General features: G+C 72.1%; 22 protein-coding genes. 13 read left to right on the top strand and 9 right to left on the bottom strand.

The features are described from left to right. Positions 1–8 precede the first annotated feature (8 nt). From AC1RSJ_RS14520 to AC1RSJ_RS14510, 3 genes are all read left to right on the top strand, one after another. Entirely contained in the window at positions 9–581 is a 573-nt protein-coding gene (locus tag AC1RSJ_RS14520) for a CoA-binding protein (RefSeq protein WP_493119146.1), read from the top strand. Positions 582–611: 30 nt separating this feature from the next. Then, positions 612–905 (top strand): response regulator transcription factor, encoded by a 294-nt coding sequence (locus AC1RSJ_RS14515; RefSeq protein WP_493119145.1) that lies wholly within the window; start codon positions 612–614, stop codon positions 903–905. Between the two features lie 146 nt (positions 906–1,051). Continuing rightward, on the top strand, positions 1,052–1,798 hold the full coding sequence (locus AC1RSJ_RS14510) for an MBL fold metallo-hydrolase (RefSeq protein WP_493119144.1): 747 nt from the start codon (positions 1,052–1,054) through the stop codon (positions 1,796–1,798). A 68-nt stretch (positions 1,799–1,866) separates the two neighbouring features. Here AC1RSJ_RS14510 and AC1RSJ_RS14505 read toward each other — a convergent pair whose 3' ends face one another. The 3 genes from AC1RSJ_RS14505 to AC1RSJ_RS14495 all read right to left on the bottom strand — a co-directional run bounded on the left by AC1RSJ_RS14505 (position 1,867) and on the right by AC1RSJ_RS14495 (position 4,895). Then, positions 1,867–2,697 (bottom strand): aldo/keto reductase, encoded by an 831-nt coding sequence (locus tag AC1RSJ_RS14505; RefSeq protein WP_493119143.1) that lies wholly within the window; start codon positions 2,695–2,697, stop codon positions 1,867–1,869. A 47-nt stretch (positions 2,698–2,744) separates the two neighbouring features. Beyond that, positions 2,745–3,698 carry a LamG domain-containing protein gene (locus tag AC1RSJ_RS14500; RefSeq protein WP_493119142.1) on the bottom strand — a complete coding sequence of 318 codons (954 nt, stop codon included), beginning with the start codon at positions 3,696–3,698 and terminating at the stop codon, positions 2,745–2,747. A 162-nt stretch (positions 3,699–3,860) separates the two neighbouring features. Next, the gene (locus AC1RSJ_RS14495; protein ID WP_493119141.1) at positions 3,861–4,895 is read right to left on the bottom strand and encodes a LacI family DNA-binding transcriptional regulator; all 1,035 of its coding nucleotides are present in this window, start codon (positions 4,893–4,895) and stop codon (positions 3,861–3,863) included. A gap of 45 nt (positions 4,896–4,940) precedes the next feature. Between AC1RSJ_RS14495 and hrpA the strand changes: the two genes are divergently transcribed. The 4 genes from hrpA to AC1RSJ_RS14475 are packed head-to-tail and all read left to right on the top strand — an operon-like array spanning position 4,941 to position 12,622. Next, entirely contained in the window at positions 4,941–8,987 is a 4,047-nt protein-coding gene (hrpA, locus tag AC1RSJ_RS14490; RefSeq protein ID WP_493119140.1) for an ATP-dependent RNA helicase HrpA, read from the top strand. Positions 8,988–8,998: 11 nt separating this feature from the next. Next, positions 8,999–10,027: a LacI family DNA-binding transcriptional regulator gene (locus AC1RSJ_RS14485; protein ID WP_493119139.1), complete on the top strand. Its 1,029-nt coding sequence runs from the start codon at positions 8,999–9,001 to the stop codon at positions 10,025–10,027. Between the two features lie 45 nt (positions 10,028–10,072). Then, positions 10,073–11,602, top strand: a complete 1,530-nt coding sequence (gene arfA, locus AC1RSJ_RS14480; RefSeq protein WP_493119138.1) for an arabinosylfuranosidase ArfA — start codon at positions 10,073–10,075, stop codon at positions 11,600–11,602. Positions 11,603–11,644: 42 nt separating this feature from the next. After that, positions 11,645–12,622, top strand: a complete 978-nt coding sequence (locus AC1RSJ_RS14475) for an aldo/keto reductase (RefSeq protein ID WP_493119137.1) — start codon at positions 11,645–11,647, stop codon at positions 12,620–12,622. A 22-nt stretch (positions 12,623–12,644) separates the two neighbouring features. Here AC1RSJ_RS14475 and AC1RSJ_RS14470 read toward each other — a convergent pair whose 3' ends face one another. The 4 genes from AC1RSJ_RS14470 to AC1RSJ_RS14455 are packed head-to-tail and all read right to left on the bottom strand — an operon-like array spanning position 12,645 to position 14,589. Next, on the bottom strand, positions 12,645–13,406 hold the full coding sequence (locus AC1RSJ_RS14470; protein WP_493119136.1) for a hypothetical protein: 762 nt from the start codon (positions 13,404–13,406) through the stop codon (positions 12,645–12,647). After that, on the bottom strand, positions 13,403–13,726 hold the full coding sequence (locus tag AC1RSJ_RS14465) for a hypothetical protein (RefSeq protein WP_493119135.1): 324 nt from the start codon (positions 13,724–13,726) through the stop codon (positions 13,403–13,405). Before AC1RSJ_RS14465 ends, AC1RSJ_RS14470 begins: the two co-directional genes overlap by 4 nt. A 1-nt stretch (position 13,727) precedes the next feature. Further along, positions 13,728–14,291, bottom strand: coding sequence for a hypothetical protein (locus tag AC1RSJ_RS14460; protein ID WP_493119134.1), 564 nt, complete (start codon positions 14,289–14,291; stop codon positions 13,728–13,730). Between the two features lie 7 nt (positions 14,292–14,298). Further along, a complete protein-coding gene (locus AC1RSJ_RS14455) occupies positions 14,299–14,589 on the bottom strand; it encodes a WXG100 family type VII secretion target (protein ID WP_493119133.1) in 291 nt (96 codons plus the stop codon). A gap of 104 nt (positions 14,590–14,693) precedes the next feature. On the opposite strand from AC1RSJ_RS14455, the gene AC1RSJ_RS14450 reads away from it, so the two are divergent. Beyond that, on the top strand, positions 14,694–15,032 hold the full coding sequence (locus AC1RSJ_RS14450) for a nuclear transport factor 2 family protein (protein ID WP_493119132.1): 339 nt from the start codon (positions 14,694–14,696) through the stop codon (positions 15,030–15,032). Positions 15,033–15,081: 49 nt separating this feature from the next. Further along, positions 15,082–15,696 carry a phosphotransferase gene (locus tag AC1RSJ_RS14445; RefSeq protein WP_493119131.1) on the top strand — a complete coding sequence of 205 codons (615 nt, stop codon included), beginning with the start codon at positions 15,082–15,084 and terminating at the stop codon, positions 15,694–15,696. A gap of 6 nt (positions 15,697–15,702) precedes the next feature. Here the strand turns inward: AC1RSJ_RS14445 and AC1RSJ_RS14440 are convergent, their stop codons facing one another. Together AC1RSJ_RS14440 and AC1RSJ_RS14435 are read right to left on the bottom strand one after the other, a co-directional pair. Continuing rightward, the gene (locus AC1RSJ_RS14440) at positions 15,703–16,698 is read right to left on the bottom strand and encodes a ribonucleotide-diphosphate reductase subunit beta (protein ID WP_493119130.1); all 996 of its coding nucleotides are present in this window, start codon (positions 16,696–16,698) and stop codon (positions 15,703–15,705) included. Between the two features lie 133 nt (positions 16,699–16,831). Then, positions 16,832–19,330 carry a ribonucleoside-diphosphate reductase subunit alpha gene (locus tag AC1RSJ_RS14435; RefSeq protein ID WP_493119129.1) on the bottom strand — a complete coding sequence of 833 codons (2,499 nt, stop codon included), beginning with the start codon at positions 19,328–19,330 and terminating at the stop codon, positions 16,832–16,834. Between the two features lie 421 nt (positions 19,331–19,751). Between AC1RSJ_RS14435 and AC1RSJ_RS14430 the strand changes: the two genes are divergently transcribed. From AC1RSJ_RS14430 to AC1RSJ_RS14415, 4 genes are read left to right on the top strand one after another with little or no spacing between them, the layout of a single operon-like run. Beyond that, complete coding sequence (locus AC1RSJ_RS14430) at positions 19,752–20,180, top strand: hypothetical protein (RefSeq protein WP_493119128.1); 429 nt, start codon at positions 19,752–19,754, stop codon at positions 20,178–20,180. Further along, positions 20,174–20,401, top strand: coding sequence for a helix-turn-helix transcriptional regulator (locus tag AC1RSJ_RS14425; protein ID WP_493119127.1), 228 nt, complete (start codon positions 20,174–20,176; stop codon positions 20,399–20,401). Before AC1RSJ_RS14430 ends, AC1RSJ_RS14425 begins: the two co-directional genes overlap by 7 nt. Continuing rightward, positions 20,398–21,384 carry an NAD(P)-dependent alcohol dehydrogenase gene (locus AC1RSJ_RS14420; RefSeq protein ID WP_493119126.1) on the top strand — a complete coding sequence of 329 codons (987 nt, stop codon included), beginning with the start codon at positions 20,398–20,400 and terminating at the stop codon, positions 21,382–21,384. The genes AC1RSJ_RS14425 and AC1RSJ_RS14420 overlap by 4 nt, the downstream gene beginning before the upstream one ends. A gap of 29 nt (positions 21,385–21,413) precedes the next feature. After that, on the top strand, positions 21,414–22,622 hold the full coding sequence (locus tag AC1RSJ_RS14415) for an MFS transporter (protein ID WP_493119125.1): 1,209 nt from the start codon (positions 21,414–21,416) through the stop codon (positions 22,620–22,622). The last annotated feature ends 8 nt before the right edge of the window (positions 22,623–22,630 follow it).

The following is a 22,630-nucleotide window of genomic DNA, read 5'->3' as shown; positions in this document are numbered from 1 at the left end:
ATGACGGCATGACCGACACCGCGCTGCAGACCACGCAGCTCAGCAACGGACTCACCTGCGACCTGCCGGCCGACTCGCCCCTGGCGAAGCTGCTGCGCTCGAACCGCACCTGGGTGGGTCCGAGCGCGAAGGAGCGCCTCGGCATCCTGCGCCGGGCGAAGTCGGTCGCGATCGTGGGCGCCTCGCCGAACCCGGCGCGCTCGTCGTTCTTCGTCTCGACCTACCTGCAGCAGTCGAGCGACTACGACCTGTACTTCGTGAACCCGAACGCCGACGAGATCCTCGGGCAGCCCGTCTACAAGTCCCTCGCGGACCTGCCCGTCGTGCCCGACATCGTCGACGTGTTCCGCAAGGCGAGCGACATCCCGAGCGTGATCGACGACGTCGTGGCCATCGGCGCTCCGACGGTCTGGGTGCAGCTCGGCATCTGGAACGAGGAGGCGGCCTACTACGGCGAGTCGAAGGGGCTCACGGTCGTGATGGACCGCTGCATCAAGGTCGAGCACGCCCGCTTCCACGGCGGCCTCCACCTGCTCGGCTTCGACACCGGCCAGATCACGAGCCGCAAGACCCTCCGCTGAGCGGATCCGGCGCCCCGCTAGCCTGAGCGCGTGAGCACCCCTCCGAGCTCGGATCGGCCGCACGTGCTCCTCGTGGACGACGAGGCCGGCATCCGGGACGCGCTCGCCCCGTACCTGTCGCGCTCCGGCTTCGACGTGACCACCGCCGGGGACGGCGCCGCCGGGCTCGCCGCGATCCGCGCCGGGAGCCCGGATCTCGTCGTGCTCGATGTGCTCATGCCGGAGCTCGACGGCCGCGAGGTGCTGCGCCGGCTCCGCTCCGGCAGCCAGGACCTGCATGCCCACGCCCGCGGGATGTGCCTGCCCGAGGGGATCCGCTCATGACCCGCCTGCACGTCGGCCTCCGACGAGGCCGCGGCACGGGAGGCGGTCGCGCTGTGCCCGCGGCTCGCGCTGAGCATCCGCGAGTGAGGCGGACGGACGGCTCGGCGGGCCAGCGATCCCCCATCCGCACCGCCTAGAGTCGGAGCATGTCGACGACGGCCGTCACCTACATCGGCGGACCCACCGTGCTGCTGGAGTGGGCCGGCCTCCGCATCGTCACCGATCCGACGTTCGATCCGCCGCAGAGCTACTCCGAGCCGGGGTCGACCACGCTGGTGAAGACCGCCGGACCGGGCGTCGCGCGGGCCGATCTCGGCGTCGTCGACCTCGTGCTGCTGTCGCATCACCAGCATAAGGACAACCTCGACTGGGAGGGCCTCGAGCTCATCGCCCAGGGCCCGCTCACGCTGAGCACCCGCGCTGCCGCGAGCGACCTGTTCGGCGGCTCGGTGGTCGGCTACGACGACTGGGAGAGCCACCGGCTCGGCGACGCGACCGTGACCGTCGTGCCGGCGCAGCACCGGCCTCCGGGCGGCGGCGACGTCGACGTGGTCGGCTTCGTGCTGCAGGCGCCCGGCGAGCGCACGGTCTACGTCGGGGGCGACAACCGCTCGCTCGGGCTGGTCGGCCAGATCGCCGAGAACTTCCCCGACATCGACCTCGCCATCCTCAACGCCGGCGCCGCCCGCGTGCCCTCGATCGACGGCAACCTCACGCTCACCAGCGCGGATGCCGCCGCCGCGGCCGGCACCCTCGGCGTCTCCGCCGTGGTCGGCGTGCACACCGACGACTGGGAGCACTTCAGCGAGAACCGCCCGGCCCTCGAGGCCGCCTTCGCGGACGCGCCGGGGCTCCTCGTCGTGACGCCGAAGGGCGAGCGCGTCGAGCTCTAGGCGAGCCCGCCGAACTCGCCGGCTGAGGAAGGCCGTCCACGGCCCTCCTCAGCCATCGGATACGGCGATCAGTTGACGTCGTCGGGGTGCGAGCCGACCCGCTTGTGCTCGTCGAGCAGGTCGATCGCGCCCATCTCGCCCTCGTCGAGCTCGAAGCCGAAGAGGTCGAAGTTCTCCGCGAGGCGGTGCTTCGAGCTCGACTTCGGGAAGATCACGATGCCGTGCTGCAGGTGCCAGCGCAGCACGACCTGCGCGCCGCTGACGCCGTGGTGCTCGGCGGCGGCGACGATCGGGCCGCGCTCGAGCAGGTCGTACTTGCCCTGGCCGAGCGGGCCCCAGGCCTCGGTCACGATGCCGAGCTTCTCGTGCACGGCCCGCAGCTCGCGCTGCGCGAACGCCGGGTGCAGCTCGATCTGGTTGACGGCCGGCACGATGCCGGTCTCGTCGACGATGCGCTCGAGGTGCTCGGCCTGGAAGTTGCTCACGCCGATCGAGCTCGCCTTGCCGGCCGACCGGATGTCGATCATCGTGCCCCAGGTGTCCGCGTAGTCGTCGCGCTGCGGCAGCGGCCAGTGGATGAGGTACAGGTCCACGCTCTCGACGCCGAGCTTGCCGAGGCTCTCGTCGATGGCGGCGAGCGCCTGCTCGCGGGGGTGCGCGTCGTTGAAGAGCTTCGTGGTGATCCAGAGCTCGTCGCGCGGGACGCCGGACGCGGCGATCGCCCGGCCGACGCCCTCCTCGTTGCGGTAGGCGGCCGCGGTGTCGATGTGGCGGTAGCCGATCTCGAGCGCCTCGGCGACGTTCCGCTCCGTGGTGTCCGGGTCGACCTTGAAGACCCCGACGCCGAGCTGCGGGATCTCGTGGCCGTCGTTGAGTGCGAGAGAGGGGACGTGGCTCATGGTCTCAACCCTGCCACGTCCCCTCCCATCGGACGATCAGCCGTCGCTCAGCCGCGGGTCTCGACCTTCACGTAGTCGATCCTCATCGGCTGGCCGGACACGGTCGCGTCGTTCGGCACCGCTCCCCCGAAGGCGCCGGGGAATCCGCCGCCCATCGCCACGTTGAGGATGATGAAGAACCCGTGGTGCGTGGCGTCGTTCCAGGTCTGCTGGTCGACGCGGGTGGAGTCGAGCGTGAAGTAGTTCACGCCGTCGCGGTACCAGCGCAGCTGCTCCGGGCTCGTGGAGCGGTCGAGCTCGATCGCATAGGTGTGGAAGCCCTGCCGGCATCCGTCGCAGCCCTGCTCGCCGCTGCCGAGGCCGGTCGACTCGCCGCACGGTCCGCCGGGGTTGACGCCGCAGTGCAGCGTGCCGAATACGGAGTTGCGGCCGTTGATGGCCTCCATGATGTCGATCTCGCCGATCTGCGGCCAGGTGCCGCCCTGACGGAGGCCCTCGCCGAGCATCCAGAAGGCCGGCCAGTAGCCGGTGCCGTTCGCATCGTTCACGTCCGGCATCTGCAGCGACGCCTCGACGCGGAGCACGCCGCCCACCGGGGCGCCGAAGTCGTTGCGGTTCGTGGTGACGCGGCCGGAGGTCCAGCTGCCGTCGCCCTGCCGCAGCGGCGTGATGGCGAGGTTGCCGTTCCCGTCGAGCGCGGTGTTCGCCGTGCTGTCGGTCATGTTCTCGATCTCGCCGGTGCCGAAGCCGGTGCCGATCTCGTGCGACCAGTCGCCGCCGATCGCCTGGCCGGCCGGGCCGTCGAAGTCGTCGGTCCAGACCCGCGTCCAGCCGTCGCCGGGCGGCGGCGCCGACGCCTGGCTGCTGCCGGCCCCGACCAGGGCGAGCGGGATGCCCGCCGCCACTGCCGCCAGTGCTGCCAGTCCGCGTCGCAGCATCCGCTTCCGTGCGCTCGGCGCCGTCCGACTGCTCGGCGCCGAGTCCGTCGTTCGTGTGGTCATCGGAGAACCTCCTCGTCGTTCCGATGGGTCGACTCCCGACGGTCCACCCTGACCGGAAACGCTTCCGGACCGCGACGTTACGCCGGCCCCCGGACGGGGGGCAAGACCCCAGCGGGGCGACTCCCGGGTGATGTCCAGGGAGCCGGGAGGGCTGCTCCGGGGCTACTCCGGCGCGGGTCCGGTCGACTCGCGGATGAGCAGGCGCGTCGGCAGCAGGGTCGGCGCCGCCTCGATCGGCTCGGGATCCGGCTGCGCCCGGCGCCGCTCGATCAGCGCGGTGAGGCGCCCGACGATCGTGCGGCCGAGGGCGAGGTGATCCTGCGCAAGGGTCGACAGCGTCGGCCGCACGAGCGCCGCCGACTCCAGGTCGTCGATGCCGAGCACCGAGATGTCGCCGGGCACGTCGAGGCCCGCGTCGAGGATCGCGCGGAGCGCCCCGATCGCCATCTCGTCGCTCGCGGCGAAGACCGCGGTCGGCGGCTGCGGCAGCGCCAGCAGCCGCTGCATCGCCTCGACGCCGCTGGCGTGGAAGAAGTCGCCGTGCTCGATGTACTCCCCCGGCACGTCGATGCCGAGCTCGCCCGCCCGGCCGAGGAACCCCTCGAGCCGCTCGGAGCCCGCGAGCATGCTCAGCGGTCCGGTGATCGTGGCGATCCGCCGGTGGCCGAGCCCGGCGAGGTGGTCGACGGCCGACGATCCGCCGGCGCGGTTGTCCGATCCGACCCAGGTCGCGGCGGGGCCGTCGAGGCGGATGTCGAAGCCGACCGCCGGCACGCCGGCGTCGACGAGGGAGGCGATCGCCGCGTGCCGGGCGTCGACGCCCATGAGGATCATGCCGTCGAGGCTGTGCTCGCGCGCCATCCGCGAGAACGCGTCGGCGCGCTCGTCGCGGGTGGAGAGCAGCGTCAGGTTCAGGCCGGCCTCGTCGAGCGCCATCTTGATGCCGACGAGCACGTCCTGCAGGAACGGCTGGCTGCGTCCGTGGGTGATCGGCGACGTGTCCCAGAGCAGGCCCACCGTGTCCGACCGGCGCCGCACGAGGGCGCGCGCCGCCGCGTTGGGCCGGTAGCCGAGCGAGTCGGCGATCTCGAGCACGCGCTGCCGCGTGGCGGCGCTGACCTCGCCGGAGCCGTTGAGCGCCCGGGAGACGGTGGCCATCGACACGCCCGCGCGCTTCGCGACCTCGCGGATGTCCATGCGCGGATTCTGCCACCTCGCGCCGTCGTACGATGGAAGGCTGCCATGACGACACCCTTCGAGATCACGTATCCGCCCGAGCTGCCGGTCAGCGCCCGGCGCGACGAGCTGCTGCGCGTGCTCGGCGAGCACCAGGTGGTCGTGGTCGCCGGCGAGACCGGATCCGGCAAGACGACCCAGCTGCCGAAGATGCTGCTCGAGCTCGGCCGCGAGCGCATCGCGCACACGCAGCCCCGCCGGATCGCGGCCCGGGCCGTGGCGGAGCGGCTCTCGGAGGAGCTCGGCGTCGAGCTCGGCGGGGTCGTCGGCTACCAGGTTCGCTTCACCGACCACTCCTCGGCGGCGACCCGGGTCAAGGTGATGACCGACGGCGTGCTGCTCGCGGAGATCACGAACGACCGCGACCTGGCCCGGTACGACGCGATCATCATCGACGAGGCGCACGAGCGCAGCCTCACCATCGACTTCCTCATCGGCTGGCTGACCCGCCTGCTCCCCCGCCGGCGCGACCTCAAGGTCGTGATCACGAGCGCGACCATCGACCCGGAGCGCTTCGCGCGGCACTTCGCCGAGGCGACCGGCCGCGAGGTGCCGATCGTGGAGGTGTCGGGCCGCACCTATCCGGTGGAGGTGCGCTGGCGTCCGCTCGTCGACGACGAGCCGGAGGCCGGTGCGGGCGGCGACGCCGCCACCGCCCGGAGCGGCCCACGCGATCCGGACGACGACGACGCCCGCCCGGTGCGCGGCGGCCGCGACCAGACCCAGGGCATCCTCGACGCGCTCGACGAGCTCGCGGGCGAGCAGGACGGCGACGTGCTCGTGTTCCTCAGCGGAGAGACGGAGATCCGGGATGCCGAGGACGCCCTCCGCGGCCGGATCGCCGCGGCGCCCACGGCCGTCTGGCGCGCCACCGAGGTGCTGCCGCTGTTCGGCCGGCTCAGCGCGGCCGACCAGCACCGGGTGTTCTCGCGACCGGCGGCCGGCACGCGACGCCGGGTGATCCTCGCGACGAACGTGGCCGAGACGAGCCTGACGGTGCCCGGCATCCGGTCGGTGATCGACGTCGGCACCGCGCGCATCAGCCGGTACTCGTCGCGCGCGAAGGTGCAGCGGCTGCCGATCGAGCCGATCAGCCAGGCGAGCGCCCGCCAGCGGTCCGGCCGCGCCGGCCGCACGAGCGATGGCATCGCCATCCGTCTCTACTCGGAGGCCGACTTCGACCGGCGCCCCGAGTTCACCGACCCGGAGATCCTGCGCACCAACCTCGCGGCCGTGCTGCTGCAGATGCTCGCGCTCGGGCTCGGCGATCTCGAGGGCTTCCCGTTCCTGCAGCCGCCGGACGCCCGCGGCATCCGCGACGGCGTCGACCTGCTCGTCGAGCTCGGCGCCGTCGAGCTCGACCGCACGACCGGGCACCGGCGCATCACGCGGGCCGGGCGGGACCTGTCGCGGCTGCCGGTCGATCCGCGCTTCGGACGGATGCTGCTGGAGGCCCGCCGCCAGGGCGTGCTCGAGGAGGTCACGGCGATCGTGGCGGGGCTCACGATCCAGGACCCGCGGGAGCGCCCGCTCGAGCGCCGGGGCGAGGCGGACGCGTCGCACGCCCGCTTCACCGACCCGACGAGCGACTTCGTGACGCTGCTGAACCTGTGGCGGCACCTCGAGCGCGAGCAGCGGGAGCGCTCTGGCAGCGCCTTCCGGCGGATGTGCCGGGCCGAGCACCTCAACTACCTGCGGGTGCGCGAGTGGCAGGACCTGGTGCGGCAGCTCGAGCGCGCGCTGAAACGGCTCGATCGGGGCGGCGCCCGGCGTGGTGACGGCGCAGCGGACGCCGCCCCGGCGCCCGGACGACGACCGCGGCGGAATGTCACGAGTGCGGCAGAACGTGCAGACGCACTCGCACCGATGCGCAGCATCGGTGCAGATGGCACCACCCCCGGCATCGTCGCGGACGCCATCCACCGGAGCCTGCTGGCGGGGCTGCTCAGCCGCATCGGCATCCGCGACGACCGGACGACCGGCGGCCGGGAGGCGCAGCGCGGGCGCCAGGGCGGTCGGGACGCCGCCGCCGCCGATCAGCGCCGCCGCGGGGCTGAGTTCCTCGGCAGCCGCGGGCAGCGCTTCGTCGTGTTCCCCGGGTCGGCGCTCGCCAAGCGGCCGCCGCAGGCGGTGATGGCCGCCGAGCTCGTCGAGACGAGCCGCCTCTTCGCCCGCACGGTCGGCGCGATCGATCCCGCCTGGGCCGAGCCGCTCGCCGGCGACCTGGCGAAGCGCAGCTACTCGGAGCCGCATTGGGAGCAGCGCCAGGGCGCCGCAGTGGTGCTGGAGCGGGTCACCCTCTTCGGCGTGCCGATCGTGGCGCGGCGCCGCACCCAGTTCGCGCGGATCGACCGGCCGCAGGCGCGCGAGCTGCTCATCCGGCACGCGTTCGTGGGCGGGGAGTGGCCGCAGGAGGTCGCCCGCGACCGGCTGTACGACTTCGACCGCGCGAACCGGACGCTGCGCCGCGAGCTCGAGGAGGTCGAGGAGCGCACGCGCCGCCGCGACATCCTCGTCGCCGACGAGGCGGTCGTCGACTTCTACGACGCCCGGCTGCCCGAGGAGGTCGGCACCGTCCGCGACTTCGAGGGCTGGTGGCGCGTGGCGCGCCGCGAGCAGCCGGAGCTCCTCACGATGCGCCGCGAGGACCTGCTGCGCGACGGCGACGGAGCCGACGACTCGTCGTACCCGACCGAGTGGCACAGCGACGATCAGCGGCTCAGGCTCGGCTACCGCTTCGAGCCCGGCGCCGCGGACGACGGCGTCACGGTCGAGGTGCCGCTCGCGCTGCTGCCCCGCGTCGACGCCGGGGGTCTGGACTGGCTCGTGCCGGGGATGCGCGAGGAGCTCGTCACCGCGCTGCTGCGCACGCTGCCGAAAGGCATCCGCCGCAGCGTGGTGCCGGCCGGCGACTGGGCGCGCCGGCTGCTCGCCGAGCTGCCCGCGGCGCCGGACGGCCGGCTCGTCGAGCGGCTGGCGGAGCAGATCCGCCGCGACACCGGCACGCCTGTCGCGCCGACGGACTTCGAGCCGGATCGGCTGCCCGACCACCTCCGCGTCACGTTCGCCGCGGTCGACGAGCGCGGCCGCCGGGTCGGCACCTCGAAGCGCCTGGACGAGCTGCAGGCCGGCCTCGCCGATCGCGCCCGCACGAGCGTGGCGACCGCGGCCTCCGCGCCGCGGAGCGATCTCGAGCGCACCGGGCTGACGGCCTTCGAGCCGGACGAGCTGCCTGAGGTGGTCGACGTGCGGCAGGGCGGCAACACGATCCGCGCCTATCCGGCGCTCGTGGACGAGGGGGCGACCGTCGGCGTCGAGCTCCACGCCACGGCCGCGGAGGCCCGTGCGGCGCACCGCGACGGCCTGCGTCGGCTGCTCGCGCTGGCCACGCCGAACCCGGCCTCGTACGTGCAGGAGCACCTGACCGGGCCCGAGAAGCTGGCGCTCGCCGCGAGCCCGTACCGTTCGACGGCCGCGCTGCTCGACGACGCGCTGGCCGCGGCGATCGACGAGGTGGTCGCCGGCCGCGCACCGCGCACCCGGGTCGCGTTCGAGGCGCTCCGCGACGAGGTGTCCGCCGGACTGCTCGAGCGCGTGTTCCGCATCGTGGCCGCCGCCGCGGCGGTGCTCACCGCGGCCCGCACGGCGGACAAGGTGATCTCGTCCGCCTCCTCGCTCGCGCTCATGGGCCCGCTCGGCGACGCGCGCGCCCAGCTCGATGCGCTTGTGCATCCGGGATTCCTCGCGGTCGACGGCGCCGAGCGGCTGCGCCGGCTGCCGGTCTACCTCGCCGGGATCGTGCACCGCGTCGAGCGGATGGCGGACAACCTCGGGCGCGACCGCACCTGGCAGACCGAGGTGGAGCAGGCGCTGACGCTGTATCGCGAGGCCGGCGGCACGCTGCCGCTCCAGCGCGACGCCGACCCGCGGCTCGTGGAGGTGCGCTGGATGCTCGAGGAGCTGCGGCTCAGCCTGTTCGCGCAGCACCTCGGCGCGGCGGGTCCGGTGTCGGTGGCGCGCGTGCGCAAGGCGCTGTCGCCGGGCGGGTCCTAGGCTTCCTCACCATGAGATCGGCTCGGCCCACGGTGAAGGACGTCGCCGCGCTCGCGGGCGTCTCCCCGAAGACCGTGTCGAATGTGCTCACCGGCACGACGTCCGTGGCGCCGGCGACCCGCGACCGGGTCGAGGCGGCCATGGCCCAGCTCGACTACGTGCCGAATCTCAGCGCGCGCAGCCTCCGCAACGGGCGCTCCGGGGTCATCGCACTCGCGCTGCCCGATCTCAGCACGGCGTTCTCGGCCGTGCTGACGCAGCTCTTCGTGCAGGAGGCGCACCGCCGCGGCCTCGCCGTGCAGATCGAGGAGACGATGCAGGATCCGGAGCGCGAGCACGAGCTGCTCGCGAAGGCCCGCCGGCATCAGATCGACGGCATCGTGCTGAATCCGGTCACGCTCGAGGACTCCGCCGTCGAGCACAGCGACGCCCTGCCGCCGGTCGTGCTCCTCGGCGAGGTGCTGCAGCACCGCACCGATCACGTCAGCATCGACAGCCCGCAGGCCGCGTACGACATGACCGCCCACCTCATCGCCCAGGGCGCGCGGCGCATCGCGGCCGTCGGCGCACCGGGCGACGCGTTCGACACGGCGACTGCGCAGGCCCGGACGGACGGCTACCTGCGAGCGCTGGCGGATGCCGGCCTCCCGCTCGACCCCGCGCTGCTCGCGCCGGCCCGCCCCTGGACGACGGAGGGCGGCGAGGAGGCGGCCGCCGCCCTGCTCGAGCGCGCCCGACCGGATGCCCTCTTCTGCTTCACCGACTCGCTCGCGCTCGGTGCCCTCAGCGCGCTCTGGTCGCGCGGCCTGCGCGTGCCGGACGACGTGCTGCTCGCCGGGTTCGACGACGTGTTCGACTCGCGGTTCGCCACGCCGCCGCTGACGACGGTCCGGTTCGATCACACGGCCTACGTGCGCGCCGCCCTCGACCTGCTCGAGGACCGGCTGATCGACCGCGCGGCCGCGCCGCGGCGCCGCGTCATCCCGCACGAGATCGTCGTGCGGGAGAGCAGTCTCGCCCGGCCGCTTACATCGATGTAAAGTGACGTCGATCACGATGACGTGACCCGATCCCCGAGGAGCCCCATGCCCCGCGCCCGCATCACCCTCGACCGCGACTTCACCGTCGCGGACGTGCCCCGCCGCCTGTTCGGCTCCTTCGTGGAGCACATGGGCCGCTGCGTCTACACCGGCATCTTCGAGCCGGGTCACGCGACGGCCGACGAGCAGGGCTTCCGACAGGACGTGCTCGAGCTCGTCAAGGAGATGGGCCCGACGGTGGTGCGGTACCCGGGCGGCAACTTCGTCTCCGGGTACAACTGGGAGGACGGCGTCGGCCCGGTCGCCGACCGCCCCCGCCGCCTCGACGGCGCCTGGCACACCGTGGAGACCAACGCCTTCGGCCTGCACGAGTTCGCCTCCTGGGCGAAGCAGGCCGACGTCGAGATCATGGAGGCCGTCAACCTCGGCACCCGCGGCGTCGACGCCGCCCGCGAGCTCGTCGAGTACGCGAACCACCCGGGCGGCACCGCGCTGTCGGACCGGCGCATCGCGAACGGCGCCAAGGAGCCCTTCGACATCAAGCTGTGGTGCCTCGGCAACGAGCTCGACGGCCCGTGGCAGATCGGCCACAAGACGGCCGCCGAGTACGGGCGCCTCGCCCAGGAGTCCGCGAAGGCGATGAAGTTCGTCGACGGCTCGATCGAGCTCGTCGCGGTCGGCTCCTCGAACCGCCAGATGCCGACGTTCGGCAGCTGGGAGCACACGGTGCTCACGCACGCCTACGACGAGATCGACTACATCTCGATGCACGCCTACTACCAGGAGTCGGACGGCGACGCCGCGAGCTTCCTCGCCGAGGCCGTCGACATGGACGCGTTCATCGACGGCGTCGTGTCGACGATCGACGCGGTGAAGGCCGCCGGCAAGCACACCAAGCAGGTCGACATCTCGTTCGACGAGTGGAACGTCTGGTACCAGCACGACAACGACGCCGACGACCAGCCGCACAACGTCGGCCGCACCTGGCGCGAGCACCCCCGGCTCATCGAGGACGAGTACTCCGTGACCGACGCGGTCGTGGTCGGCACCTTCCTGCACTCGCTGCTGCGCCACGGCGACCGCGTGAAGATCGCGAACCAGGCCCAGCTCGTCAACGTGATCGCCCCGATCCGCAGCGAGGAGGGCGGCCCGGCCTGGCGCCAGAGCAGCTTCTGGCCCTTCGCGCGGATGTCGGCGCTCGCCCGCGGCCGCATCCTGCGCACCGCGGTCGACTCCGACCGCATCGAGACGGCGAAGTTCGGCGGCGTGGACGCCGTCGACGTCGCGGCCACCTGGGACGAGGAGACCGGCCGCGCCGCGCTCTTCATCGCGAACCGCTCGCTCGACGAGGCCGCGCAGATCGACGTGGCCCTCCACGGCTTCGCCGGCGCGCGGGTGATCGGGGCCGAGGTGCTGACGGTGCCCGAGGGCGGCGACCGCCACACCTCGAACACCGAGCAGTCGCAGCCGGTCGGCCTCGTGGCGCTCCACGCCGAGATCGCCGACGGCGCGCTCCGCACCGAGCTGCCGGCGCTGAGCTGGGCGGTCGTCCAGCTCGAGCTGGCCCGGGGCTGATCCGCGCTTGACCACGACCCGATCCGCCGCGACGGTGGAGCCATGACCTCTCCCCTGGTGCTCGGCGCCATGATGTTCGGCTCCGCCATCGACGAGTCCACCTCGTTCGCCCTGCTCGACCGCTTCGTCGAGCGAGGCGGCGAGTGGATCGACACCGCCGACTGCTACGCGTTCTGGGCGAGCGCCGACGGGCACGGCGGCGACAGCGAGCGGATGCTCGGGCGCTGGCTCGCCGCCCGCCCCGGCGCGCGCGACCGGGTGCGGATCGCGACGAAGATCGGGGCGGAGCCGCGGGTCCCGGGCGACTACCCGGCCTCCCGCACCGGGCTCTCCCGCTCCGCGATCGCCGACGCGGTCGCGGGATCGCTCGAGCGGCTCGGCGTCGACGCCGTCGACCTCCTCTGGCTGCACGCCGAGGACCGGACGGTGCCGATCGAGGAGACGACGGACGCCCTCGCCGAGCTCACGGGCGCCGGACTGGCGACGCGCGTGGGCGCCTCGAACCACCCGTCGTGGCTCGTCGAGCGCTCGCGAGCGCGCTCACGCGCCGTCGGCGCGACGTCGATCGACGCGCTGCAGCTGCACCGCACCTACCTCCGGCCCGAGCCGGGCACGACGGTCACCGACCACCGGTTCGGCGTCATGGACGACGAGCAGGCCGACTACGCCGAGGTCGAGGGCCTCGAGGTGTGGTCGTACACGCCCCTGCTCGGCGGCGCCTACGACAACCCGGCCAAGCCGATCCCGGCGGCGTACCGCGGACCCCGCGCGGACCGTCAGCTCGCGGAGCTGGCCGCCGTCGCGGACGAGCTCGGCGTCGGCCGCGGCCAGGTCGTGCTCGCCTGGCTGCTGACGCGCCGCCCGTCGATCCGGCCGATCCTCGGCGGCAGCAAGCCGGAGCAGCTCGAGGCTGCGATGGACGCCGTCGAGCTCGAGCTGCCCGACGAGCTGCGCGCCCGGCTCGATGAGGCAGCGGGCCCGTTCGAGTCCGGTCCGCGCAGCACCGACCCGCGCCCCTGAGGACGCGGGTCGGCGGAGCCGATCAGGCGCCGGCGAACGAGGTCTCGGGCCAGCTGCCGATCGCGGTGGCGTCCGCGAGGTCGTCGATCGCCTTCTGCGCCGCGTCCGACTGGTCGTTGAACATGTCGATGAAGTCGACCACGAACTTCACGATCGCGACGATCGAGGCGATGATGCCGAGCACCGCGCCCACGCCGAACGTCTCGACCGCGGTGGCGATCGCGACGGCGAGGCCGAGCACCACGGCGAGCGCGTCGAGGCAGAGGTCGCGGATCTTGTCGAAGTAGTCCTCCCACGCGTCCGCCATGTTCTTCAGCAGCGTCTCGAGCGCGGTCGAGAAGGTCTCGATCTCCTTCAGCGCCGGCGGCTGCTTGCCGACGGCGCGCTCGTACGAGTCGCGGCCGGAGGAGTCCCAGTTCTCCGTGCGGAGCGCTTTCAGCTCGTCCGTGTCGATCCCGGTCGTGCCGAGCGTGTGCGCGGGATTGCGCACCTTGTCGGCGAGGGCGGTCGCGCCGGCGCGGAGCTTGTCGGGGCTCGGGAGGCGGCGGGCGATGTCGCGGAAGTAGGCGATGACGTCGCGCACGTGCTCGGCGAACTTGCGGATGTACTTCATCAGCAGGTCGACGAACTTGTCCTTGAGGAACCCGGGCACGTGCTTCGTGATCGGGTTGTTGTCGAGGATCGTCCTGATGATGTGCGGCGCCGCCGAGAGCGTGCCGTCCAGGGCGGAGTCCGCCTTGTCGCAGATGCCGTAGATGATGCTGCGGATCGTCTCGACGTTCATGCCGTCTCCAGCTCCTTGGCCGCGGTCTCCACGGCATCGGCGGCGGACTGCTCCGCCTTCTCGTACAGGTCGTCGACCGCCTGGAGGGTCGTGGCGATGCCGTCGAACACCTTCTCGCCGCCCTCGACGTAGTCCTCGAGGGTGCCGCAGGCCTTCACGAACGCGGCGTAGACCTTCTCGCCGCCGAGGCCGCCGAACGCGGTCGACTCGATGTCGGTCGGGACGCCCTCGCGGATCGCGGTGAGGTCGCCCACCCAGCCGGTCCAGAGCCCGATGTCGTTCGCGAACGCGTCCGGCTTCCACGTGTAGCCGTCGGCCATGTCAGCTCCTTCCGTCGGCGCCGAAGCGGCCGGTGGTGTCGGTGGCTCGCGCCGCCTCCTGGGCGGTCGCGACGATGTCGCGCAGCACGGCCGACACCGACGACGACTCGGCCCACGACTCGTCGGCCTCGATGCCGACGATCGTGCCGGAGAGCGTCGTCACGGTGACCGTGCGCTGCGCGTTGGTGACCGGCTGCGGCTCCGTGGCCGCCGGCGCGTCGGGGGTCTGCGAGAGGAACTGCAGGATGCTGCCCGGGTCCGTCGAATCGGGGCGCCCGCCGAGCACGGCCGGCAGCACGCCTGCCGTGCGCATCACGGCGAGGTTCACCTCGCGGATCAGCTCCTCGCCGTCGAGATCGGCGGCGGAGGGCTGCGCGGTCAGGTCGATCAGGAGGCCCTCGCTGTCGAAGACCGCCTCGATCGGACCGCTCTCGGGGATGTCGAACAGCGCGTTCAGCTCGGCCTGCAGCTCCTGCCCCTCGGCCTGGAGCTCGAGTCCTCGAGCCTGCAGCGCGTGGCCCCGTGCGCGGAGCTCATCGAACGAGCCCTCGGTGTCGTCGCTCACGGCCGCCTCACCCGCACCGCTCGACGACGGCCTCGTCGGCCGCCTCGTACGTGTCGGCGACGTCGTAGACCGTGGTGACGAAGCTGTCCAGATCGCCCTGCAGGTCGGTCATGCCGCTCGTCCACCCCTGGTAGGCCTCGTCGAAGGCGTCCGCCGCCTCGCCGGTCCAGCCCCCGAGCAGCAGGGAGACGTCGCCCCGGAGCCGCAGGAGGGTCTCGCTGATGTCGCCGGATGCGGTGGAGAGCGATGAGGCGAGCCCGCGGAGCTCGGACAGATCGACCTCGGTTCCTTCGTTCATGAGGATATCTTACTCACATCGACCCCCGATCCCGATAGGTGCCGGCCCTGGCCCGGCTGCGCGTGTCGGCGTATCGTCTCGTCGCGACCGGGAGGTGGTGCCGCGTGACCGACGAGGGAGCCCGGCTGCGGGCGGAGGCGCACGTCGCCCGCTTCGACGAGGCGGTGCGCTCGCACGACTGGGCCGCGTTCGCGCAGTGGTTCACCGCCGACGCGCACCTCGACTTCGCGGACGTGCCGATCGGGCCGTTCGAGGGGCGCGAGGCGATCCTCGCCGCCTACCTCGCCGACCCGCCCGACGACGGGATGTCGGTGCTCTCGGCCGAGGAGGTCGCGCCGGGCGTCGACCTCGCCCGCTTCGCCTGGCACCGTAGCGGCACCGGCGAGCTGGTGATCACCTGGCGAGGCGGCCTGGTGGCCCGCCTCGAGGTGCGCTTCGACTGAGCGGCGGCCGCGGCCGGGCGACGTCGTCGGACGCGGCCGGGTCGCGGACGTGGTGGTCGTCGACGAGCGCACCGTCGTGCGGCGCGGTCCGGCCGGCTGGGATGCGGCGCCGATGGCCGCGCTCCTGCGCCACCTCCGCGACGCGGGGCTCCCGGTGCCCGATGTGCGCGGCGTCGACGGACCGGACCTCGCCATGGAGCTCGTGCGGGGTCCGAGCCTCGTCGGCGCGCTCGCGGAAGGCACACTCGACGCGGCCGGCGTCGGCCGCGTGCTCGGCGAGCTGCACGCGCGGCTCGACGCCGTGCCGCCGCCGGACGGGCTCGCTGTCGAACCGGCCGCGGTGCCGGGCGTCGTGGCGCTCGTGCATCTCGACCTGCACCCGGAGAACGTGCTGCTCGGCCCCGACGGACCGGTGCTGCTCGACTGGGAGAACGCGCGGGTCGGCGACCGCGCGCTCGACGTGGCCGTGACGGCCGTCATCCTCCGCAGCGATCCGCGGGCGGCGCAGCTGCTCGGCGGCGGACTCGGCGACCTCCTGGATGCACTGAGCGCCGCATCCGGGGTCGATCCGGGTGCGGCGCTCGAGCGTGCGGTGCGGTATCGCCTGCGCAACCGCACCCTCTCCGAGCCGGAGAAGGACGCGGTGCGCGCGCTGCTGCCCTAGCGGGACTCAGCTGCGCGTGGCGGACCCGGCCGAGGCGTTCGACTCGTACGACGTGTTCGTCGACTCGAAGAAGTTGACGAGCTGGAGCGTGTCGTTCGCGGTCGCCATCCACTTCGCGGGGTTGGTGACGTTGTACTCCGGGTCGAACCCGAGCTCCTCGAGCCGGCGGTCGGCCAGGTACTTCACGTACTGGTTGATGTAGTTCGCGTTGAGGCCGAGGATGCCGTTCGGCAGGAGGTCGCGGTTGTACTGCTCCTCCATCTCCACGGCGTCGACGATCATCTGCTTGATCTCGGCGGCGAACTCCTCGGTCTGCAGGTCGGGGTTCTCCTCCAGCACCGTGAGGATCAGGTTGATGCCGAACTTCAGGTGCAGCGACTCGTCGCGCACCACCCAGTCCATCAGCGAGCCGAAGTTGCGCAGCAGGTTCCGCTGGCGGAACGACAGCGCCACCATGAAGCCCGAGTAGAACCAGATGCCCTCGAGGATGACGTTGTACGCGACCAGGTTGCGCACGAAGTCCTGCTTGCCCTCGGTCGTCGTGATGTCGAGGGTCTGCTCCGTCATCCGGCGGATGAAGTTGACCTCGAACTCCTCCTTGCGCGCCATCGAGGGCACCTCGATGTGGGAGTTGTAGGCCTCGTTGCGGTCGATCGGGAACGTCTCGAGCACGTACTCGAACGACATGCAGTGGTTCGCCTCCTCCCACATCTGCTTCGCGAGGTAGAGGTGCGCCTCGGGCGCGTTGACGTAGGGGTAGACGCCGAAGGCCAGCGCCTTGTTCACCAGGAGCTCGTTCGGGTTGAAGTAGCTCATGAGGAACGTGATCGCGTGGCGCTCCTCCTCCGTCATCTTCTTGAAGTCGGCGATGTCCTCGCCGAGCTGGATCTCGTTCGGGAACCAGGTGTTCGCCACCGCCTGGTCGTAGAGGTCCATCGCCCACTTGTAGGTGACGGGCTTGAGGAGGAGGCCCTCCTTGATTCCGGTTCCGAGAATGGCCATGTCTTCAGTCCTAGTTCGTACGTGAGGTGATCGGGAGGGACTCTGCGCCTACTGGCAGGAGTCGCACTGGAGCAGGTCCATCGGATCCATCGGGATGTCGTAGCCGTCGATGTCGTCCATGTCGCCTCCTCCCCTACTTCCCGAGCCCGCCGAAGCCGCGGCGAGCGGGCGCGGCGGCGGCCGCGACGGGCTGCTCGGCGTTCTCGACCGAGTCGGCCTTGGCCGCGCCGAAGCCGCGCTTGGCGGGCGTCGGGCCGTCGGACTTCGCGCCGGCGTCGAGCGTCTCGGACTTGTTCACCTTGACCGTCGACTGCTCGGCGGTGTGACGGGGCTTCATGTGCAGGTAGTACGTCGTCTTGACGCCGCGCTCCCACGCACCGAAGTAGATGTCCATCATGTCGCCGAGGTCGCGGGTCTCGAGGTACATGTTGCGGCTGATCGCCTGGTCGACCCACTTCTGGGCGCGGGCGGCGACGTCGAGGAACGCGTACGGCGAGAGCTGGAAGCTCGTCTTGAAGACGTCCTTGATCGAGTCCGGGATGGACGCGATGCCCTGGATGTCGCCCTGGCTGCGCAGCACCTGCTCGCGCACCTGCTCCCAGAGGCCCGCCTCGCGGAGGGTCTCGACGAGGTTGCTGTTCACCTCGAGGAACTTGCCGTTGCTGGTGGCGCGGGCGAAGATCTGGGCGAACTGCGGGTCGAGGCCGGGCGTGGTGCCGGCGACGAGGCCGATGGACGCGGTCGGCGCGATCGCCATGAGCGTCGCGTTGCGCATGCCGCCCTTGACCTTCGCTCGCAGCGCGTCCCAGTCGAGGCGCGTCGTGCGGTCGACCTGGATCGGCGTGCCGCGGTCGGCCTCCGTCAGCGCGATCGAGTCGAAGGGCACGAGGCCCTCAGACCAGCGCGAGCCGGCGAAGTTCGGGTACGCGCCGCGCTCCTCGGCGAGCTTCACGCTCTCCTCGATGGCCGCGTAGGAGACGTGCTCCATGATCTCGTCGATGATGTCGGCGGCCTCCTTCGACTCGTAGGAGACGCCGAGGCGCTCCACGACGTCGGTGAAGCCCATGACACCGAGGCCGATGGCGCGGTTCTGCTGGTTGGAGAAGTCCGCCTCCGCCACGCTCGAGAGCGTGATGTCGAGCAGGTTGTCGAGCTGGCGCACCGCGAGACGGGCCGACTCGGCGATCCGGTCCCAGTCGAACGACAGCGTGCCGTCCTCGCCGCGCACGAGGTGCTGCGGCAGGTTGATCGAGGCCAGGTTGCAGACCGAGACGTTGTCGACGTCCTGCGGGAGGCACACCTCGGTGCAGAGGTTGGAGAGGTGGATCGTGCCCGTGTTGTTGTTGAGGGCGCGGTTGTTGATCGTGTCCTTCCAGGTCAGCCACGGGTGGCTGGTGGTCTGGAGGGAGATCAGGATCTCCTTGAACTGCTCGCGGGCGCCGATCTTCTTGAACATCCGCAGCTCGCCGCGCTCGGCCATCCCGACGTACTCCGCATAGCGGGCCGAGAACTCCTTGCCGTAGAGCTCGTTGAGGTCGGCGACCTCGAGCGGGTCGAACAGGTACCAGTCGTCGCCGTTCTGCACGCGCTTCATGAACTCGTCGCTGATCCAGACCGCGGTGTTCGCGGTGCGGGTGCGGCGGTACGGGTCGCCCGAGTTCTGGCGGAGGTCGAGGAACTCCGGGAAGTCGAGGTGCCAGTTCTCCATGTAGAAGCAGAGCGCGCCGAACTTCTTGCCGCCGCGGCTGACCGCGCGCAGCACCGAGTCGATCGTGTGCATGAACGGGATCGGGCCGGTCGACATGGTGTTGTTCGAGCGGATCGGCGAGCCCTGGGCGCGCAGCTTGGTGACCGAGAGGCCGATGCCGCCGGTGCCCTTGGTGAGCCACATGACGTCGCGCACGCTCTTGGCGATGTGCTCGATGTCGTCCTGCATCTCCATGACGAAGCAGTTGGAGAGCTGCGGGTACGAGGTGCCCGCGTTGACCAGCGTCGAGCCGGCCGCGAGGTACTCGAGCTTCGACATCTTGTCGTAGAAGGCGATCGCGTGGCTGGTGGCGTCGGCCTCGTTGAGCGAGAGGCCCATCGCGATGCGCATCCAGAAGTACTGGGGCGTCTCGAGCGGGTCGTTGTTGCGGGCCTTGATGCCGTAGCGGTTGTTGAGCGTGACGACGCCGATGTACTTCAGCAGCTCGTCGCGCTTCGGCTCGATCGCGGCGGCGAGGCGGCCGAGGTCGAAGATGCCGGAGGTGAAGCGCGAGTCGAGCAGCACCTCGTCGACCCCGCGGTGCACGTAGGCCTCGAAGCCGTCCGCGTGCAGCGACTTGAGGTGCGCGTCGTCGGCGTAGTCGCCGAGCACGCGCTTGTAGATGGTCTTGAGCAGCAGGCGCGCGGCGACGGTGTCGAACTGCGGGTCGTCCTTGACGTTCTGCAGGGCGACCTGGATCACCGCCTCGTCGAGCTGCTGGGTGGTGATGCCGTCGAACAGCGTCAGCTCGAGCTCGCTCGCGATCTGGGTGACCCAGGTGATGCTGTCATCGAGACCCGCCGCGGCGTGCTCGATCGCGAGGTTGATCTTGTTGGCGTCGTACGGCTCGCGCTCGCCGTTGCGCTTGACGACCGTGATGGGCACGTCGGCTCTCCTCCTGCGCCCCTTCGGGCGCTCCCCGTGGTGTGATGTGTGCCGGCTCCTGGGCGCTCCGAAGGGCGCCGCCGAGACGGCGGAAGACGGTGGTGCGACGCGGTCGGGCTCCCCTTCCCGGCCCGCGGTTCGACCACTATATATCGGGGGTCCGACATGGGAAGCACCCAACATGTAGTGGGCGTGTCGTCCACAGAATGTGGATAAGTCCACCGACTTGTCCACATTCTCCACAGGCCCGCCGACATCGTCCTGAGGTCCCGGTGCCCGATGCGGATGGCCCGGTCGTGCCGGGATTCCGCGATCGCGCTCCGGCGCCGATGTCCGGTTTCCTTGACATGGATCGCCGTCCGGCGCTACCGTCCCCGTGTCCGGTTTTCTTGACACGCACCGGCCGAGCAGAGGAGCAGCCATGTCGTACGACGAGCGCGGGGTCTGGGTGCAGACGCTGGCGGGGGTGCTGTCCGTCGTGGCGTACCTCGGGATCGCGGCGGTCGGCGCGGCCGGACGGCCTCTCGATCAGGGTCCGTGGATCGGCGCGATGGCAGGGAGCATCGTCGGCAGCATCGTGCTGTCGATCGTCGTGCGGATCGCGAGCGAGATCGCCAGGCCGAGCGAGAGCCGGCGCCGCGACGATCGGGACCGTGAGATCGCCCGGCTCGGCACCGTCTCCGGTGGCGCCGTGCTCATCGCCGGCTCGCTCGCGGCACTCGTGCTCGCACTGCTGGCCGTCCCGCACTTCTGGATCGCGAACGCGATCTTCGCCGGCTTCGCGTTCTCGTCCCTGCTGGACGGCGTCGTGCGGATCGTCGCCTACCGCCGCGGGGTGCCGGCATGGTGAGGCCGCCGACCCGGGTGACGAACGAGATCCGCGCGCTCCGGGCCGAGGCGGGCGACCTCACGCAGGCGCAGCTCGCCGAGCGGATCGGGGTGACCCGGCAGACGCTCATCGCCATCGAGCAAGGCCGCTACTCCCCCACCCTCGAGCTCGCGTTCCTCATCGCGCGCGAGCTCGGCGTGCCGCTCGACCGGGCCTTCGGCTTCGACGGCGGCGCGCGGTGAGGGCCGCGGTGCGCGACGTCTACGGCGACGCCGACGTCGTGCGGATCGAGGAGGTGCCGGAGCCGCAGCCCGGCGACGGCGAGGCGCTGATCCGCGTCGAGACCGCGAGTCTCGGCCAGGACGTGTGGCACATCCTGTCCGGGCTGCCGCTGCTGGCGCGCCCCGCGTTCGGCCTGCCGCGGCCCCGTGAGCGGGTGCTCGGCGGCGACGTCTGCGGCGTGGTCGAGGCGCTCGGGCCCGGCACTCAGCCGACGGCGGGCGGCATCGCCGTGGGCGGCCGGGTGCTGGGTCGGGTTCGCGGCGGGTTCGCGGAGCTCGCGGTCGGCCGGGCGGACCTGCTCGTGCCCGTGGCGCCGGATCAGTCGGACGGGGAGTCGGCGGGCCTGCCGGTGTCCGGCACGACCGCGCTCGACGCGATCGCGGCCGCGCGGCTCCGCCCCGGATCGCGGGTGCTCGTGCTCGGCGCGGCCGGCGGCGTCGGGCATCTCGCCGTGCAGCTCGCGATCGCGGCCGGCGCCGAGGTGGACGGCGTCGCGCGCGGCTCGGCGGCGGACTTCGTCGCGTCGCTCGGCGCCTGTCGGGTCTTCGACTACGCCGCGGGCGATCCGGACGGGGCGTGGGATGCCGTGATCGACACCGGCGGGCGTCGTCCGCTGCGCGCCCTCGCGCGCCTCCTCGCCCCGGGCGGGCGCGTCGTGCTGGTCGGCGGCGAGGGCGGCGGCGCGGTGCTCGGCGGCTTCGAGCGGCAGCTCGCCGCCGGCCTGCTCCGCGGCATCGGCCGCGGCGGCCGGTCCGGCGTCGGGGTGGTCTCCGCGTTCTCGGCAGAGTCGATGCGCAGGCTCGCCGCGCACGCGGCCGCCGGCGAGGTGCGGGCGCGGGTGTCGGCGGAGCTGCCGCTCGAGCGGACGGCGGACGCCGTCCGCCTGCTGCGCGCCGGCGGCGTGCGCGGGAAGGTCGTGCTGCGGATGGGGCGCCGCGGATGAGGCCCGCCCGGCTCTAGGCTGAGTGCGCCGTGAACGCCTATCTCGACCTGCTGAGGACCCGCGGAGTCGGCCGCATCATCGCGGCGCAGCTCACCGCGAGGTTCCCCTCCGGCATGCTCTCGCTGGCGTTCCTGCTGCACATGGAGGCGATCTTCCACAGCTACGGCGCCGCCGGGCTCGTGCTCGCCGCGACGAGCGTCGGGCAGGCTGTCTCGGGTCCGCTGACGAGCCGCTGGATGGGCGTCTGGGGCATGCGCCGGGTGCTCGCCCTGACGACGGCGGTGTGCGCGCTCGCGATCCTCGCCATCGCCCTGCTGCGCCTGCCGCTGCCCGGCTACATGGCGCTCGGGCTGCTCGCGGGACTCGCGTACCCGCCGGTGCAGCCCGCCGTGCGCACGATCTACCCGAAGATGGTCAACTCGCGGCAGCTGACCCCGCTGTTCTCGCTCGACGCCTCGGCGCAGGAGATCATCTGGATCGCCGGCCCGGTCGTCATCACGTTCGTGGCGACGCAGATCTCGACGACCGTCGGCATCCTGCTCGCCGTCGCGTTCCTGGTCGGCGGCGGGCTGTGGTTCCTGCTCTCCCCCGAGGTCGGCCGGGTGCGCATCCCGCGCAGCAAGCGCAGCTTCGGCAAGGTGCTGACGCGGCCGCCGGTCGCGCTGTCGACGGTCGTCGGCTTCCTGCTCGTCGGCTCCTGCGCCGCCATCGAGGCCGGCGTCGTCTCCAACTTCGGCGAGGGATCGCCGCTCGGCGGCACGGTGCTCGCGATCTGGGCCGTGGCCTCGCTCGTCGGCGGCCTCGCGTTCGGGCACGTGCCCGTCGGACCCTGGGCGCTCGCGCGGCGGATGATCGTGATCGTCGTCGGCGCGGTGCTCGCCGCGCTCGCCTTCGAGTTCTGGACGCTGTCCGGCGCGCTGCTCATCGCCGGCATCGGCATCGCGCCGTGCCTCGCGGTGATGTTCGCGGTCGTGTCGGCGAGCGTGAAGTTCAGCGACACGGCGGAGGCGTACGGCTGGGTCGGCACCGGCCAGCTGATCGGCGCCGCCGCCGGCTCCGCCGTCGCGGGCTTCCTCATCGACGCGGCCGGCTCGAGGGGCGCGTTCTGGATCGCGGCCGCGTTCGCCGCGGCCGGCCTGCTCATCGCCGCGCTGTTCGCGAGGGCGCTGCCGGACCTCCGCGGGCGCGACGCCTCCCCCATCCCCGACACCGAGCCCGTGCCGGTGGTGCCGAGCTGATCCTCCCC

This window comes from Schumannella sp. GW821-FHT10F01, from assembly GCF_058809295.1.
This window is presented reverse-complemented; position numbering and strand designations above follow the sequence as displayed.

What these genes read in the sequence shown, in the direction of transcription:
- AC1RSJ_RS14475 (WP_493119137.1), top strand. Translation starts at nt 11,645, where the DNA reads ATGACCTCTCCCCTGGTGCTCGGCGCCATGATGTTCGGCTCCGCCATC.
- AC1RSJ_RS14520 (WP_493119146.1), top strand. Translation starts at nt 9, where the DNA reads ATGACCGACACCGCGCTGCAGACCACGCAGCTCAGCAACGGACTCACC.
- AC1RSJ_RS14455 (WP_493119133.1), bottom strand. Translation starts at nt 14,589, where the DNA reads ATGAACGAAGGAACCGAGGTCGATCTGTCCGAGCTCCGCGGGCTCGCC.
- arfA (WP_493119138.1), top strand. Translation starts at nt 10,073, where the DNA reads ATGCCCCGCGCCCGCATCACCCTCGACCGCGACTTCACCGTCGCGGAC.
- AC1RSJ_RS14505 (WP_493119143.1), bottom strand. Translation starts at nt 2,697, where the DNA reads ATGAGCCACGTCCCCTCTCTCGCACTCAACGACGGCCACGAGATCCCG.
- AC1RSJ_RS14495 (WP_493119141.1), bottom strand. Translation starts at nt 4,895, where the DNA reads ATGGACATCCGCGAGGTCGCGAAGCGCGCGGGCGTGTCGATGGCCACC.
- AC1RSJ_RS14500 (WP_493119142.1), bottom strand. Translation starts at nt 3,698, where the DNA reads ATGACCACACGAACGACGGACTCGGCGCCGAGCAGTCGGACGGCGCCG.
- hrpA (WP_493119140.1), top strand. Translation starts at nt 4,941, where the DNA reads ATGACGACACCCTTCGAGATCACGTATCCGCCCGAGCTGCCGGTCAGC.
- AC1RSJ_RS14430 (WP_493119128.1), top strand. Translation starts at nt 19,752, where the DNA reads ATGTCGTACGACGAGCGCGGGGTCTGGGTGCAGACGCTGGCGGGGGTG.
- AC1RSJ_RS14510 (WP_493119144.1), top strand. Translation starts at nt 1,052, where the DNA reads ATGTCGACGACGGCCGTCACCTACATCGGCGGACCCACCGTGCTGCTG.
- AC1RSJ_RS14440 (WP_493119130.1), bottom strand. Translation starts at nt 16,698, where the DNA reads ATGGCCATTCTCGGAACCGGAATCAAGGAGGGCCTCCTCCTCAAGCCC.
- AC1RSJ_RS14465 (WP_493119135.1), bottom strand. Translation starts at nt 13,726, where the DNA reads ATGGCCGACGGCTACACGTGGAAGCCGGACGCGTTCGCGAACGACATC.
- AC1RSJ_RS14425 (WP_493119127.1), top strand. Translation starts at nt 20,174, where the DNA reads ATGGTGAGGCCGCCGACCCGGGTGACGAACGAGATCCGCGCGCTCCGG.
- AC1RSJ_RS14470 (WP_493119136.1), bottom strand. Translation starts at nt 13,406, where the DNA reads ATGAACGTCGAGACGATCCGCAGCATCATCTACGGCATCTGCGACAAG.
- AC1RSJ_RS14485 (WP_493119139.1), top strand. Translation starts at nt 8,999, where the DNA reads ATGAGATCGGCTCGGCCCACGGTGAAGGACGTCGCCGCGCTCGCGGGC.